At 46.2% G+C, this 15,490-nt stretch carries 14 protein-coding genes and 1 other annotated feature; of the genes, 13 read left to right on the forward strand and 1 reads right to left on the reverse strand.

What is annotated here, in order from left to right; all coding sequences use genetic code 11:
* Window positions 1–35: 35 nt before the first annotated feature.
* From ACRRNK_RS08590 to ACRRNK_RS08640, 11 genes are all read left to right on the forward strand, one after another.
* Window positions 36–926: a carbohydrate ABC transporter permease gene (locus tag ACRRNK_RS08590; RefSeq protein ID WP_433946319.1), complete on the forward strand. Its 891-nt coding sequence runs from the start codon at window positions 36–38 to the stop codon at window positions 924–926.
* On the forward strand, window positions 926–1,756 hold the full coding sequence (locus ACRRNK_RS08595; protein WP_433946843.1) for a carbohydrate ABC transporter permease: 831 nt from the start codon (window positions 926–928) through the stop codon (window positions 1,754–1,756). The genes ACRRNK_RS08590 and ACRRNK_RS08595 overlap by 1 nt, the downstream gene beginning before the upstream one ends.
* Before the next feature lie 27 nt (window positions 1,757–1,783).
* Window positions 1,784–3,655 carry a cache domain-containing sensor histidine kinase gene (locus ACRRNK_RS08600; RefSeq protein ID WP_433946320.1) on the forward strand — a complete coding sequence of 624 codons (1,872 nt, stop codon included), beginning with the start codon at window positions 1,784–1,786 and terminating at the stop codon, window positions 3,653–3,655.
* Window positions 3,627–5,255 carry a response regulator transcription factor gene (locus ACRRNK_RS08605; protein WP_433946321.1) on the forward strand — a complete coding sequence of 543 codons (1,629 nt, stop codon included), beginning with the start codon at window positions 3,627–3,629 and terminating at the stop codon, window positions 5,253–5,255. The genes ACRRNK_RS08600 and ACRRNK_RS08605 overlap by 29 nt, the downstream gene beginning before the upstream one ends.
* A gap of 176 nt (window positions 5,256–5,431) precedes the next feature.
* Complete coding sequence (locus ACRRNK_RS08610) at window positions 5,432–5,881, forward strand: Fur family transcriptional regulator (protein ID WP_433946322.1); 450 nt, start codon at window positions 5,432–5,434, stop codon at window positions 5,879–5,881.
* A 5-nt stretch (window positions 5,882–5,886) separates the two neighbouring features.
* Window positions 5,887–6,141 (forward strand): membrane protein insertion efficiency factor YidD, encoded by a 255-nt coding sequence (gene yidD, locus ACRRNK_RS08615; protein ID WP_433946323.1) that lies wholly within the window; start codon window positions 5,887–5,889, stop codon window positions 6,139–6,141.
* A gap of 40 nt (window positions 6,142–6,181) precedes the next feature.
* Window positions 6,182–6,434: a binding site (T-box leader), on the forward strand.
* A 61-nt stretch (window positions 6,435–6,495) separates the two neighbouring features.
* Window positions 6,496–8,526, forward strand: a complete 2,031-nt coding sequence (gene metG, locus ACRRNK_RS08620) for a methionine--tRNA ligase (RefSeq protein ID WP_433946324.1) — start codon at window positions 6,496–6,498, stop codon at window positions 8,524–8,526.
* A 151-nt stretch (window positions 8,527–8,677) separates the two neighbouring features.
* The gene (locus ACRRNK_RS08625; RefSeq protein WP_433946325.1) at window positions 8,678–9,637 is read left to right on the forward strand and encodes a metal ABC transporter substrate-binding protein; all 960 of its coding nucleotides are present in this window, start codon (window positions 8,678–8,680) and stop codon (window positions 9,635–9,637) included.
* Between the two features lie 35 nt (window positions 9,638–9,672).
* The gene (locus ACRRNK_RS08630) at window positions 9,673–10,431 is read left to right on the forward strand and encodes a metal ABC transporter ATP-binding protein (protein ID WP_433946326.1); all 759 of its coding nucleotides are present in this window, start codon (window positions 9,673–9,675) and stop codon (window positions 10,429–10,431) included.
* A gap of 21 nt (window positions 10,432–10,452) precedes the next feature.
* Window positions 10,453–11,256, forward strand: a complete 804-nt coding sequence (locus ACRRNK_RS08635) for a metal ABC transporter permease (RefSeq protein WP_433946327.1) — start codon at window positions 10,453–10,455, stop codon at window positions 11,254–11,256.
* A 27-nt stretch (window positions 11,257–11,283) separates the two neighbouring features.
* Entirely contained in the window at window positions 11,284–11,997 is a 714-nt protein-coding gene (locus tag ACRRNK_RS08640; RefSeq protein WP_433946328.1) for a cytochrome c biogenesis CcdA family protein, read from the forward strand.
* On the opposite strand, the gene splB is transcribed toward ACRRNK_RS08640, so the two are convergent.
* Window positions 11,994–13,067: a spore photoproduct lyase gene (gene splB / locus ACRRNK_RS08645; protein WP_433946329.1), complete on the reverse strand. Its 1,074-nt coding sequence runs from the start codon at window positions 13,065–13,067 to the stop codon at window positions 11,994–11,996. The two genes, ACRRNK_RS08640 and splB, sit on opposite strands and share 4 nt — an antisense overlap.
* A 194-nt stretch (window positions 13,068–13,261) precedes the next feature.
* Here splB and mntR point away from each other — a divergent pair, with 194 nt between their 5' ends.
* Window positions 13,262–13,687 (forward strand): transcriptional regulator MntR, encoded by a 426-nt coding sequence (gene mntR / locus ACRRNK_RS08650; RefSeq protein WP_251378286.1) that lies wholly within the window; start codon window positions 13,262–13,264, stop codon window positions 13,685–13,687.
* A gap of 133 nt (window positions 13,688–13,820) precedes the next feature.
* Window positions 13,821–15,428: a family 10 glycosylhydrolase gene (locus ACRRNK_RS08655; protein ID WP_433946330.1), complete on the forward strand. Its 1,608-nt coding sequence runs from the start codon at window positions 13,821–13,823 to the stop codon at window positions 15,426–15,428.
* Window positions 15,429–15,490 lie beyond the last annotated feature (62 nt).

Here is a 15,490-nt window from a genome sequence, read left to right on the forward strand (position 1 = left end):
GGAAGACCTGTTGTCTAATAAACCGGAGGTTTGGTATGAACAAAGCAATGAAGAATCCTACTGTGTTTATCTTGTTCGTATTGCCTGCAGTCGTACTGTTCCTAATGTTTTTCCTATATCCGATTTTGTCTTCTATCTATTTCAGCTTCACCAGTTGGAATGGCGTTGCGAAACTTAGCAAAATTAAGTATATCGGCTTCGATAACTTTATCAAAGCACTGGGTCAGGATCGCTTCTGGGTAGCCGTGAAAAATAACGTATATTTCATTTTGTTCTCCGTATTCCTTCAAGTACCTGTGATTGTAATCTTCTCACTCCTGATAGCACAGGTTAAGAAGCTGAAAGGTCTGTACAAGACCGTGGTATTCCTGCCATCTATTATGTCTACGGCAGTTATTGGTATTCTATGGGGATTCATTTATGAACCTGATATCGGTCTCCTTAACAAATTATTGAGTTTTTTTGGAGTTGGCAAAATCTATTGGCTGTCTGATGGCAGTTATGCGATGCTGTCTATCCTTATCACGAACGCGTGGCAGTGGACCGGATACTACATTATTATGGTTCTGGCCGCTATTCTGTCGATCCCGAAGGAACTCGAAGAAGCTGCCGCGATTGATGGAGCCACTGCGTATCAGCGTGCAACCCGTATCGTTCTACCACTTATCACGCCGATCATCTCCGTGGTCATTATGCTCTCCATTGCAGGTGCAATGAAAGCAGCGGATATCGTTATTTTCATGACGAATGGCGGCCCGGCGGGCTCCACCGAGGTTATGGCTACGTATATGCTCAGATATGCGATTACGAGCTTCAAATACGGTTACGGTAACTCGATTGCTGTCTTGATCTTTATCTTTACGCTAATTGTTACCTTAATATATCAACTGCTGGTTGCACGGCGTACGGAAAGGATTGACTATTGATGGTACGGAACCTGAAGAGGGGAATTCCTCATTTATTTTTGTTAGGCTACCTGCTGGTTATTCTGTACCCGTTCTTATTCGTCCTATTCTCCTCAGTCAAGAAGGATAATAATGCGATAGCACTTCATCCATTTGGACTACCAAAGGAGTTTGTTTTCAGTAATTACTATGAGGCTTGGGTAAATGCAAAAATCAGCACCTACTTCATTAACAGCCTATATATCTCCCTAATTTCAGCGTTGTTAACGATATTGCTGGCATCCATGTTCTCTTTCGCCGTGACTCGAATGCGGTATGGACGGCTAGCGGGCGTCCTGTTTGGCGCCGTCCTGATTGGAATGCTAATCCCTAACAATGCTATGATGCTCCCGATTTATACTCTTGTGAACAAGCTGGGAATTTTAAATACGCATTTAGCGCTGATCATTCCATATATCGGAAATGCCATTCCATTTACCGTGATCATTCTGGCTGCATTTATGCGTTCTCTCCCTAGTGAGATTGAAGAGGCGGCGGTAATGGATGGATTGAGCGCATCAGGTATCTTTGCTAAGATAGTACTACCTTTAACTGTTCCCGCGATAGTTACAGTCTTCATCGTGAATTTCCTTAGCAACTGGAATGAGTTCCTGCTAGCCAATTATTTCCTGTCAAAAGATACCCTTCGCACCCTGCCCGTTGGAATGGTTCAGTTCCGTAACCAGTACCAAATGAATTATGCGCAAATGTCTGCCGGAATTGTATACAGTGTTGTTCCGGTTATTGTTATTTACGCATTTATGCAGGAGAAGATTATCGAAGGAGTAACTGCGGGTAGCGTTAAGGGATAAATGCTAGATGAGTGAGGAGTTATCCCTATGAATTTACGTATCAAACTTCTTACCGCATTTATTCTTCTTCTTATTATTCCTATTTTTGTACTCGGGATCATCACATTTCTAGTTACTTTCCGGTCAATTGAAAGCAAGTATAGCGAGCAGTCTGAGTACGCTTTAAAGTCTATTGGATTTAGTATCAATAGTGTGTTCAAGGAGATTGACAATGTGACCCGCAGCGGGAGTGACCGGGAATTATTCCAGATTGCCCTTTCTTCCAGTGATCCCAAGACTCAGAACCTCACGAACGAGGGTCAGATCGAACTGAATGCCAACCAGACTAGCTTTAGGACTCTGCTGTATAACCATCCGGCCATCGATTATGCTTTCCTCTACAATTTAAATACACTCAACAACTTGTCTAGTTATAAGAATTATGAATCTCTCAAGCCTTTTCCCGTCTTTGACAAGGAAGGCTTCACACCTCTGACCTATCTGCAATTAAAGAACCATCCGGTGTACAAAGAAGTGATGGACTTAAACGGCCGTGCGCTATGGATTGCGCCACACGAATATCCCGAGTTAACAGGCTCCGAGCCGGTTTTCACACAAATAAGGGTCATTAAGAAGCTAAGCAACCTGCATAAAATGGGGATACTTGCGGTTCAAATCAAAAATTGGGAGATCGATGATATCTTTAAGAACCTGCAGGTTGGCGCTAATCAGCGAGACACCCGATTCTTACTTGTTAACAATCAAGGTCTAATTCTGTATGACAATAAAGATGCTTTTGACGGCACTTCGGTCAATAAATATATCAACGAGAACCTAACTTACGGTGGGAAATATCAGAGTTTCAAAGGTAAATTCGATGGTCAGGAAAGTGTAATATCGATATATTATCTGAAAGAGCATCCTTGGAGCATTGTATCTGTAACCTCATGGAGTTATTTGTCGAATGAAGTGATGACTTTTGCGAAGTGGTTCGTGGGGATCCTAGGGATCTTCGTAGTTACAGCTGTGATGTTCAACGTGTTCTTCATGAATCGTATTACAGGGACAATAGGGGTCATTGTAAGGTTCATGCGCAAGGCGGAAGCTGGGGATTTAGGTGCCAGGGTAGATGAGAAGGGGAACGATGAGCTTCTACTGCTCCAGAAGGGTTTTAATAACCAAATGGATAAAATCTCTAAGTTGTTCGACCAGGTAAGGAACGAGCAGGAGAAGAAGACCAACGCGGAGCTAAGAGTGCTTCAAGCACAGATTAAGCCCCATTTTCTGTTCAATACGCTAGAGTCCATCAATGCTCTAGCCGTGCAGAATCAAGGAAAGAAAGTAAGCGGAATGGTGCTCAGACTGGCCAGTGTACTGAGGATCAGCTTCCAAGGTAAGGAGGAAATCCCGCTTAGGCAGGAACTGGAGCATGTCATTAATTATTTGGAAATTCAGAAATTCCGCTTTGAAGATGTGTTTGATTACAGTGTGGAGATACCAGTAGAAATAATGAATTGTCTTGTGCTTAAACTTACAATCCAGCCTCTTGTGGAGAACAGTATTCAGCATGGTTTCGAAGGGATTGAATATAAAGGTCATCTGAAGATTAGCGGGTGGATTCATGAGAACCGCATTCTGCTTCAAATAGAAGATAATGGAATAGGCATGAGTTCGGAGCAACTCTCCAATCTTAAATATTTTGACTGCAATGAAAGTGATCATGAAATTAAAGTCGAAACCAAGAGCCCTCTGGTAACGAATCAAGAGAGAAGGGGCCTCGGCTTACGCAGTGTGATGGACCGGATCAGGTTCCAGTATGGGGCTCGTTATGGCTTGTTTATATGCTCCGCTCCAGGACATGGCACGATTATTCAGTGTGTGATTCCTAAAAATGAATTGGGTGATAAATTTGAAGCTTAAAGTCTTGCTGGTCGATGATGAAGCGCCTATCTTGAATAATTTAACCAAGGTTATACCTTGGGGGAGAATGGATTTTGAGATTGTTGGCTTGGCGAGGAATGGATTAGAAGCTCTTCGAATGGTAAATGAACACCAGCCTGATTTAATTTTGAGTGATATCCGAATGCCACTTATGAATGGAATCAGCTTCGTCAAAGAGCTGCGCAGCCAGGATAATAATTGTGAGGTCCTGCTGCTAACCGGGTATCAGGAATTTGAATATGCGCGCGCAGCCATCCACTACCATGTGAAGGATTATATCTGCAAGCCTATTGATTATGAGGAACTGGAAAATACGGTGTGCAAAATCGCTGATTACATTCGTGCTAAGAGAAAGAAGCTGCTCAAAGAGCAGCAGCTGAATGAAGTGATCCTCTGGGCTAATGAGAACTATCTGCTTCATACTCTGCTTGGGCAGGAAGCGGATAAGGCCAAGATGATTCTGGCTGAAGAGAACTTGGTTGAACGTAAGAACTTTGCAGTATTGTTAGTTGATCTCAATGGTTATGCGTATAAGTCGATGACCTGGACGAATCATGAACGGAAGGTATGGAACCTTCATATCAAAGAGAAGCTCAAGGATGTGCTAGGGAATGTCTTGATGGAGATGACTATAGTTCAGGTTCGTGAAGGTGAGTGGTGTGTTATTTTCTCCGCTGCAGCAGGCGGAGAGCCGATTACGAGAGAAGATTTACTTCCAAGATTTCTGTCACTGCAAGCCATAATAGATCAGAAGGATTCCATGTGTCTACAGATGATCTTATATCAAGAGCCAGTTGCTCTAAATGAACTGTCGGGAGTATATAAAAAGCTGCAGCAGGCATTAATATTGAATTCTTCTCAAGATTGGTTCGTAATTGCAGAAAGCTCCTTCGCTCTAGAAAAAGTGCCTGAATCCGAAGATCGTACCTCCCAGTGGAAGTGGATTGAGCAGATGGCAGCAGGGCTAAGACATGGGGATGGCCATGCGCTGCAGCAGGTGATACGCGAACTCAAAAATTATGTAGGCCACCTGAAGGAACCATCTATAAGCAGAGCCGAGAAGCTGCTCCATTACTTTCTAATCCATTTGGTTCGTGAGATGAGGGAACTGCATATGCTGCCTAGTGATCAAGAGGAGCTCGTCTGGCAGCAGATGCAGCAGTCTTTGAGCCTTAAGGAACTGCTGTCCCTGTTTGTCTCCCTTATGGAACGTTCGTTAGATTCAGATTCAAGCTCTTCCAAGAAGTCCTCTGAGCAGCTTATGCTGTTAGCACAGGACTATATTCAGCACAAGCTTGATCAAGATTTCGGGATTGAGGAGATCGCTGAATACCTTGGAATCAGCTGTAGTTACTTCTGTCTCTTATTTAAGAATTATTTTGGGGAGACTTTTGTGGAATATTTGACAAAGCAGCGGATGGAAGTGGCGAAATGTCTCTTGCGCAGCAGCAACAAGAGTATTGCCCAGATCGGCATTGGTGTAGGCTATCAAGAAAGACGTTATTTCACGAAAGTATTCCAGAAATATTTCGGGATGACCCCGTCAGAATACCGCTTGCAAGAATCACCCGCAATTTAGCTCACTACATCAGTTAGTTCATTTTATATTGGTGAATTTATTAATAAGCCTTGCCCTCCGCGCGCGTTATTGCTGGAGAACAGGGCTTTTCGCATGTATGGGGTCCTGATTGACTCACGTATCTTTTTGGGGCATTATGAGAGATAGCAGATTTGTCAGGGCAGGAGGAAGAATATATGCTATCGACAGACCAGATTATTGGAGTTATGTCGAGCCAAGGGCTTCGGATTACAGATCAGAGGAAGACCCTGGCTAAATTATTTGCCGAAACCGAAGGGTATCTGACACCCAAAGATGTCTATAATTATATGTGTAAGAAATACAGCGGGCTAAGCTTTGATACAGTCTACCGCAATTTGCGTGTTATGGAAGAACTGGGTGTTATAGAGCAGATCGTCTTTGAAGACGGACTTAAATTCAGGGGCGGCTGTAGTGAGGAACGGCACCATCATCATATGATTTGTCTGCAATGTGAGAAGACCTACCCCATTCACTTCTGTCCGATGTCATTTGCCGATAAACCAGAACAATTCCAGGTGGTTAAACATAAATTTGAAGTATTCGGTTATTGTAAAGACTGCCAGGCGGCCAAGCAGGAATCCTATGAAGCTGAGCATCAGGGCTAAGCGGTATGTCCATTACGCGTAAAGTTGTTCAGGGGCCTATCCATGTCTATCGGAAATTCATCTCCCCGCTTAAGCCGCCAACCTGCCGCTTCTATCCCAGTTGTTCGGCCTATGCGCTTGAAGCCATAGAGGTACATGGTGCTCTGAAAGGCTCTTGGCTTGCCGCGCGGCGGATTGCTAAATGTCATCCATTTCATCCCGGGGGGCTTGATCCGGTTCCACCGCGTCATAAGAATGCCAATCTCCAAGAAGAGACCTAACTTGACATCGCATATGACTTTTCATATATTTTAAGTATATATATTTCCTGAGAATGGATAAGTACAGGGTAACCAACCAGTGCAGAGAGCCGGAGGAAGCTGGGAACCGGTCTGGGGGGACTTTGGAAGATGGTCCGGGAGGAACTTCTTTCGAGCTTGCGGGCATGCCTGCAGTAAGGGGGAAGCGCTGATCCAGCGTTATCGGAGCGTCTATATGACGGTTAATGAGCCCGGGTGGTTATTTTGTCCGGGGAAATTGGGTGGTAACACGTGAGAACTCTCTCGTCCCATTATGGGGCGGGAGTTTTTTGTTTTTTTATGGCTGAAATTTAAATTCCAGAAGGAGGATTACTGATGTCTGACAAGAAAACTTTTTATCTGACTACACCGATCTATTATCCGAGTGACAAGCTGCATATTGGCCATGCTTATACCACGGTGGCTGGAGATGCAATGTCCCGCTACAAAAGGCTTCGTGGATATGATGTGCGGTTCTTGACGGGTACGGATGAGCACGGTCAGAAGATCGAACAGAAGGCTCAAGAGAAAGGGATGACCCCTCAGCAGTTTGTAGATGAGATTGTTAAGGGAATCAAAGAGCTCTGGAAGAAACTCGATATCTCTAATGATGATTTCATTCGCACAACAGATGAGAAGCATAAACAGATCGTACAGGACATTTTTGACCGCCTGCTTCAGAAGGGGGATATTTATAAAGGCGAGTACGAAGGCTGGTACAGTATTCCGGATGAGACTTACTATACAGAGACCCAGCTAGTCGATGTTGTGCGTGATGAGAACGGGAACATTACAGGGGCCAAAAGTCCAGACAGCGGGCATCCGGTCGAACTGGTGAAAGAAGAGTGTTATTTCTTCAGAATGAGCAGCTACGCGGACAGATTGCTCAAATATTACGAGGAGAACCCGGATTTCATTCAGCCGGAGTCCCGTAAGAACGAGATGATTAACAACTTTATTAAGCCTGGTCTTGAAGATCTGGCGGTATCCCGTACAACCTTTGAATGGGGTGTCAAGGTCAAGGGCGATCCGAAGCATGTCGTCTACGTATGGATCGACGCGCTCTCTAACTATATTACCGCACTGGGCTATGGCACCGACAATGCGGAGCTCTATAACCGCTACTGGCCGGCAGATGTACACCTGGTAGGGAAAGAGATTGTCCGGTTCCATTCCATATACTGGCCAATCATGCTGATGGCACTCGATATTCCTCTGCCGAAGAAAGTGTTCGGTCACGGATGGCTGCTGATGAAGGATGGCAAGATGTCCAAATCGAAAGGCAACGTGGTGGATCCGAATACCTTGATTGACCGCTACGGTCTGGATGCAACAAGATACTACCTGCTTCGTGAAGTGCCTTTCGGTTCAGATGGTCAGTTCACGCCGGAAAGCTTTGTTGAGCGGATCAATTCAGATCTGGCTAACGATCTGGGGAATCTGCTGAATCGGACTGTAGCTATGGTGAATAAATATTTCGATGGCGTGCTGCCGGCTTATGTTCCGAACGTGACCGCCTTTGATCAGGAACTGACAGATGCTGCAAAGGCTGCAGTTGAGAAGGTAGAAGAGGTTATGGAGAAGCTTGAGTTCTCCATCGCGCTTACCGCCATCGGTCAGTTTGTCAGCCGCACGAACAAATATATTGATGAGACGCAGCCTTGGACTTTGGCCAAAGATGAATCGAAGCGTGATGAGCTAGCGTCAGTTATGGTGCATTTGGTAGAATCCCTGCGCATCGCCTCGATTCTGCTTCAGCCGTTCCTGACTCAGGCTCCCGCGAAAATTTGGGCTCAGCTCGGAATTGCCCAGGGCGAGCTTACCGCCTGGGATAGCGCGAAATCCTACGGGTTAATTCCTGCCGGTACGAAGCTCGGTCAGGGAGAGCCAATCTTCCCTCGTCTTGATAGTGCCGAGGAAGTTGCTTATATCGTTCAAGCTATGGCTGGCAGTACCGCGGCTTTTGCTGCAGCGCAGCAAGAGCAAGCACCTGCTAGTGGGGCTAAGGACGCCCTGGAAGCGGCTCCAGCACCTGAACTCAAGGAAGAGATCAGCATCGATGAGTTCGCCAAGGTTGAGCTTCGTGTCGGCCAGGTCATCTCCGCGGAAGCTATTGCCAAGGCTGATAAGCTGCTTAAGCTTCAGCTTGATCTTGGATTTGAACAAAGACAGGTCGTATCAGGAATAGCCAAGTTCTATAAGCCTGAAGAGCTGGTAGGCCGCAAAGTGATCGTGGTGACTAATCTAAAGCCGGTGAAGCTGCGAGGTGAGCTGTCACAGGGTATGATACTGGCCGCATCGCAGGGCGATCAGCTGACGCTTGCAACGGTTCCAGACAGCATGCCGAATGGCGCTGTCGTGAAATAAAAGATTTTAATGATTTGCGAGGACCTTCTTCATTTTTGAAGAAGGTCTTTTTTTTATTTTGCTGGGCACAATGGAACTCGGGGTTGACATTCATTTTATAGTACCCCTATAATTCTCTTAGTAATTATTACGAATAGGGAAGGCGAAATCAATGAAATTGAAAATGAGGCAGACCTTAATTGGGCTATTATTTATAACCGTACTGGCCGGCTGTGGACGTGTTGGCACCAATCAGCTGGTGGAAGGTAAAGTGAATGTGGTTACGAGTTTCTATCCGATCTATGAATTTGCTTCCGCAATTGGTGGAGAGAATGCTAATGTTATTAATCTCCTGCCGACCGGGGTAGAGCCGCATGAATGGACACCGAGAAGCAATGACATCATTACAGCTTCCAAAGCTCAGTTATTCTTCTACAACGGGGCCGGCCTGGAAGGTTGGGTGCCCAGCTTCCTGAAAGGGCTGAGTCAAGACTCTAAAGTCAAGACCGTCGAAGTCAGCAAAGGCATCTCACTAATTGAAGCAGGGGATGAAGCGGATGGACATGATCACAGTGCGGAAGCATCAAGTAACAGTGAACCCGCAGCGCATAAGTCGGACCCCCATACCTGGGTAAGTCCCAAATCAGCAATGCAGATCGCGAAGAATATCAAGGACAGTTATGTGCAGGTCGATCCGGCGCACTCAGCAGATTATGAATCGCGTTATGAGAAGCTTGCAGATCAGTTGAATAAGCTGGATGCGAAGTTCACAAGTGAGCTGGCTAAGACGAGCAAGAAAGAAATTGTTGTATCCCATCAGGCATTTGGCTATCTGTGCCGAGATTATGGATTGACCCAGCATGCCATTATGGGGCTGTCTCCTGATGCGGAACCTAGAGCCCAAGATATCATTGAACTGTCCAAAGTCGTTAAGCAGGAGAATATCAAATATATCTTCTTTGAGGAACTTGTATCTGATAAGCTGGCTCGTACGCTGGCGGGGGAGACAGGAGTTCAGACCCTGGTGCTGAACCCGGTTGAAGGGCTCACCAAGCAGGAAGAACAGAACAAAGATAATTATTTTACTTTAATGGAGAAAAATTTGCAAAATTTAATTCTAGCTTTACAATAAGATAGATATTACACGGAAACGGAAGGCGGCCGGTTATGACCTCAGACAGCGGCACTACTGCAGCTTATTGTCATCAGAATATTATTGAAATAGACCACGTATCTTTCTCTTACCGGGATCAGAAGGTTATAACAGATCTGAGCTTTACGGCCAAGGAACGGGATTTTGTTGGCGTACTTGGATCAAATGGTACGGGCAAGACGACTCTGCTCAAAATGATTGTTGGACTGCTTGCTCCGTCTCAGGGGAGCATTAAGCTGTTCGGTGAACCGATTCAGAAATTTAAGGACTGGGAACGAATTGGATATGTTCCTCAGAAAAATGCATTTAATCCGCTGTTTCCCGCCACTGTGCGGGAAGTTGTGCTTTCAGGCTTGTATAGTAACCGGAAGATCTTTCGCCGGATGGGCCGGGCGGATCAGCAGAAGTGTTCGGATGCAATGGAAGTCATGCGGATTACGGATATTGCGAATAAAAGGATTGGACAGCTCTCAGGAGGACAGCAGCAGCGCGTATTCCTGGCGCGGGCCTTAATTAATCATCCTGATCTGCTCATCCTTGATGAACCAACGGTAGGGATCGATGTACAGACCCAAGCCGATTTCTTCGAGCTGATCTTCCACATGCACGCTCATCATCATATGACATTCTTGATGGTGTCCCATGACATCGATATGATTGAAGGATATCTGGGTAAGGAACCGCGTGACCGAAGCGGCGGGATCAAGTTCCATGTCAGACATTCCCATGATACGGACTGTGAGATTCCAGATTTGCAGCATTCGCTCAACTAGCTTCTGAAGGAGATATGAACATTGGAAATTTTAACGGTTGATTTTTTCCAGAGAGCACTCGCAGGCGGACTGCTCATCGGAATTACGGCACCGCTTATCGGGATATTCCTTGTATTGCGTCGTCTGTCGATGATTGGAGATACACTGGCACACGTAACCATTGCGGGTGTGGCTCTTGGCTTTCTAATTAATGTGTACCCTATTGCGGTGGGACTCGTTTTCGCCATTGTCGCTTCATTTGCAATCGAGAAGCTGCGAAAGGCTTATCGCGGTTATGCCGAGCTCTCCATTGCGATTATTATGTCCGGCGGTGTCGCCTTGGCCTCACTGTTCTTCACCTTGGGGATGGGATATAATACCGATGTTGTGAGTTACTTATTCGGCAGCATTTATACACTGGATACAACTGACTTATATGTGGTTGGTGCTGTCACAGTCATTGTTGTGCTCGGAATCTCGATATTCTTCAAGGAATTCTTCCTGCTTACCTTTGAGGAGGATGCGGCCGCGGTTAGCGGTCTGCCTGTAAAATGGCTTAATCTGCTTATTACAGTGATGACGGCGCTAGTCATCAGTACAGCCATTAAGATTGTAGGGGCTTTGCTGGTGTCCGCTCTGATCACCATTCCTGCCGCATGCAGCTTGTTTATTGCCAGAAGCTTCAAGAGCTCGGTGATCTTCTCGGTGGTCATAGCCGAAATTGCTGTTGTTATAGGACTGATGATCGCGGGAATCTGGAATCTGGCTCCTGGCGCTACGATTGTGCTGCTCCTGATTGCCATGCTAATTCTGACCCTGCTCGCTAAAAGAGGGTTCACCGCCTAAAATGGACTGACTTAACAGGAGGAACATATGCCGGATCTTAATATATGGGTTGCCTTCGCAGCCGGGATTGCGTCCTTCATTTCGCCCTGCTGCCTCCCTTTGTATCCCTCGTATTTATCCTATATCACAGGGTTGTCTGTACAGACTCTGCGTAACGAACAGGATAGGCCAAACGTCCGTTTCCGGACGATGACCCACACGCTCGCTTTTATTCTGGGATTCTCTGCTGTATTCTACACGCTTGGATTTGGAGCCGGAATGTTCGGGCAGCTGTTCAATGAATACAGGGACCTTATACGTCAGCTATCTGCAATCTTAATCATGGTTATGGGTTTGTTCTTATTAGGGTTATTTCAACCGCAATTCCTGATGAAAGAACGCAAGATGGAGTTTAAATGGAGACCTGCCGGATACATAGGCTCATTTATCCTTGGAATCGGATTCTCGGCGGGGTGGTCTCCATGTGTTGGACCTATTCTGATGTCCATCATTGCGCTGTCAGCAAGCGCTCCAGGTACATGGCTGGGTCTCATTACTGCCTACTCGGTGGGCTTTGCGGTTCCCTTCTTTGTACTGGCGTTCTTTATCGGTTCAACGAAGTGGATTCTTCGATATTCTAGTCTGATGATGAAGATTGGCGGTGGGTTGATGGTGGTTATGGGAATCCTGCTGTTCACCAACCGGATGACCTATATCACCATATGGCTGCAGAGCATCACACCGGATTGGCTGAAATTTTAGGTGAAGTAATCAATCTTGGCATAGGGAAAATGCTCAAAAATTCGCTCTGTGATGAATTCGCGCAGGGCGATTTGTTGCTCATCCGGATATACATACTTATATTGACCATAGCGTCCCCACTTTTTCTTACGCTTCTCCATATCCATCTCAAGCTTAGTTTTTGGATATCTTTTCTCAATCGTCGCTTTTGCCGTCTTGGTGAAACGGTGCTGGATCATCTCGAAGGTAAGATCTTTAACAGGTTCTGCAGGCATAGCCTGAGCCAATTGATGAAGCAGATCGGCGTAGCCCTGTTCCCAGCCGTCATACCATATAATCGGGGCAATGATGAAGCCTAGCGGGTAACCTGCCTTGGCTATTTTACCCGCCGCTTCAATACGCTCTTCAAAGCTGGACGTGGCTGGCTCGAATTGACGGATTACGTAATCTGCGTTGATACTGAACCGGATCCGGGTATGGCCTGCGTGCTTGAGGTTCAGGAAGGGATCAACATGATGAAATTTCGTGACGAACCTTAGACGCCCGTATTCTTCTCCAGCCATGAAGTTAATGAGTTCCGTTAAAGAGCCGGTGATATGCTCAAGACCCACAGGATCCGAGGTACAGGCGGCTTCAAATCGTGTAATTTCGGGGATACGTTCGTCGATGTACTTTTTGGCTGCTGTTATGATGTCCACTGTGTTCACGTAGACCCGGATATAAGGCTTTGCCCCTAAGGTGGTCTGAAGATAGCAATAATGGCAGTGACCCATGCAGCCTGTCGAGATCGGAATGGCATACTCCGCCGATGGCTTGGATTGATCGAACGTTAATGTCTTGCGAACTCCGACGACCAGCGTACGCTTTGCATTTTTGTACTGCTGGAGCTCTGTGTCTCCAGGTAGACCGGTTATACGGTTATGCGAGGTTGTCATTTTGAAGGGGATACCCTGGGACTTGACCCAGTTCATTATCTCAATGCCTTTTGGATATTCCAGCGCCCCAGGTTCGAAATAGGCAAAATCAGGAACAAAAGGCTTGGTATGAGCCTTGGATTTCGCAGATGGTTCCGCGGTAATAAGGGGAGTCATTGTATCAACCTCCAGGAAAGATCGGATGTTGTTATTGTGTGTGGAATGACGTAATAAGAGTCATGGCAATAATAGTACAATGCACGTACAGCCGCCGCCAGGACTTGCCAAGTCCTCTCTCTAACATGTATCATTACAAGAGCAGGTTTCACGGCGCACAGGCCATTGTGGATAAAAAGAAATGAGGGAAAAACATGCCAACGCCCAGCATGGAGGATTATTTGGAGCGCATCTACAAGCTCATTGATGAGAAGGGATACGCCCGCGTTTCGGATATAGCCGAAGGCTTGGAGGTTCATCCTTCTTCCGTAACGAAGATGATCCAGAAGTTAGATAAGGACGATTATTTGATCTATGAGAAGTACAGAGGACTTGTTCTGACCAGCAAAGGCAAGAAGGTAGGTAAACGTCTGGTTGACCGACATGAGCTGCTGGAAGAGTTTCTTGAAATGATCGGAGTACAGCAGGAGAACATCTACAAGGATGTTGAGGGAATTGAGCATCATCTTAGTTGGGATTCTATTACCCGGATTGAAACATTAGTCGAGTTTTTACGTCAGGATAAACAAAGAATACAGCAGCTTCACGCTTTGCATGGTGAAGTGATTAGCGATTCGTGAATGAGGCATCTGTCCTTATAGGCAGGTGCTTGTTCTTTTTTTAGGGGGAATAACGCTCATGCCTTAAGCTTCTATTCTTGCTTTTGAGTGTTGATTGTCTGCAAATCTATGAATTTGGGAGGATTAGTAGTGTATGAAGTTTCGTAGTTTGTTGATGCTGTTGCTGTTGTCGGTACTGAGTCTGTCGTCCCTGTCTCCGTCTGCCCAGGCCAAAGCTTCACAGATTACCATGCTGCTTGACGGGCAACCGCTTCAAAGTGACGTGCCTCCATTTCTGAAATCCAATTTCACGATGGTCCCGCTTCGAGTAATTAGCGAGGGGTTGGGTGCAAGCGTCAATTGGAACAATTCGGCAAGCACTGCCACCATCTCCAAGGGTTCAGATACATTGGTACTTCAGGCAGGCAAGAAAACAGCGAAGGTCAACGGCACAGCGGTTACACTTGATGCCACCGTACAGGTCGTAAGTGGCCGTACAATGGTTCCGCTTCGGTTTGTTGGAGAACACCTGGGTATATTGGTGAACTGGAATCAGGCGAAGCAGCAGGTTACCTTATTCACCAAAGATTCTGGCGTACCTCCTACAGCACCAGGAACAACGCCCGGTACAATTCCTGGGAACACAGACTCGGCTCAGTTGCGCGGGGCTTGGATATCAACGGTCTATAACCTGGACTGGCCGAGTACGAAATCCTATGGCAATGAAGATCAGCAGAAGACTGAGTATATAGCGCTGCTGGATAAGCTGCAGGACACGGGAATTAATGCTGTATTTGTACAGGTACGTCCAGCTGCGGATGCGATTTATCCATCTGAGCTTGTGCCTTGGTCTCAATATTTAACAGGAACACCAGGGAAGAATCCCGGTTATGATCCGTTAGCCTTTTTGGTAGAGGAGACGCATAAGCGGGGGATGCAGTTCCACGCCTGGTTCAACCCATTCCGGGCTAGTATTCTGACCGATGTCAGCAAGCTGCCTGCGAACAGCACGGCTGTGCAGCATCCGGATTGGATTGTGAAGCAGGGGGGGAAGCTGTACATTAACCCGGGCATTCCGGAAGCCCGCCAGCAAATTATCGATTCCGTAATGGAAGTTGTGCGCAATTACAATATTGACGGTGTGCATCTGGATGATTACTTCTATCCGTCGGGAGAAAGCTCCACTGATATATTTAATGATGACAGCACTTATAAGACTTATAATTCAGATCAAATTAAGAACAAAGGTGACTGGCGCCGTAACAATATCAATATCTTTGTGAGAGACCTTGGGCAGAGCATTCATAATGTCAAACCGGGCGTAAGCTTCGGCATTAGCCCGTTTGGAGTGTGGCGCAACAAGGCAACTGACTTCACGGGCTCGGATACCAAGGCGGGAGTAACCGCGTATGACAGCATGTATGCGGATGTCCGGACTTGGATTCAAAATGGTTGGATCGACTATGTGGCTCCTCAAATTTATTGGAGCATGTCGTTCACGAATGCCCGCTATGACAAGCTGGTAGATTGGTGGTCTCAGGAAGTGCGTGGAACAGGCGTCAAATTGTATGTTGGGCACGCTCCTTACAAGCTGGGAAGTCCAGAGATAGGATGGCAGACCGCTCAGGAGATTATTAACCAATTGAAGTACAACAAGCAGTCTGATGAAGTGCAGGGAAGTATCTTCTACAGTGCTAAGGATTTGCTCAAGAGTCCACTTGGCTTGCTGCCATTATTGAAATCATATTTTCTTACAAATTGATGGAATTAAACCTGGATTGATGTCATAAACACAGCCCTCATCGACATACATAAGCAGTAGAC

The organism is Paenibacillus sp. SN-8-1 (genome assembly GCF_050995535.1).
GTDB lineage: Bacteria > Bacillota > Bacilli > Paenibacillales > Paenibacillaceae > Fontibacillus.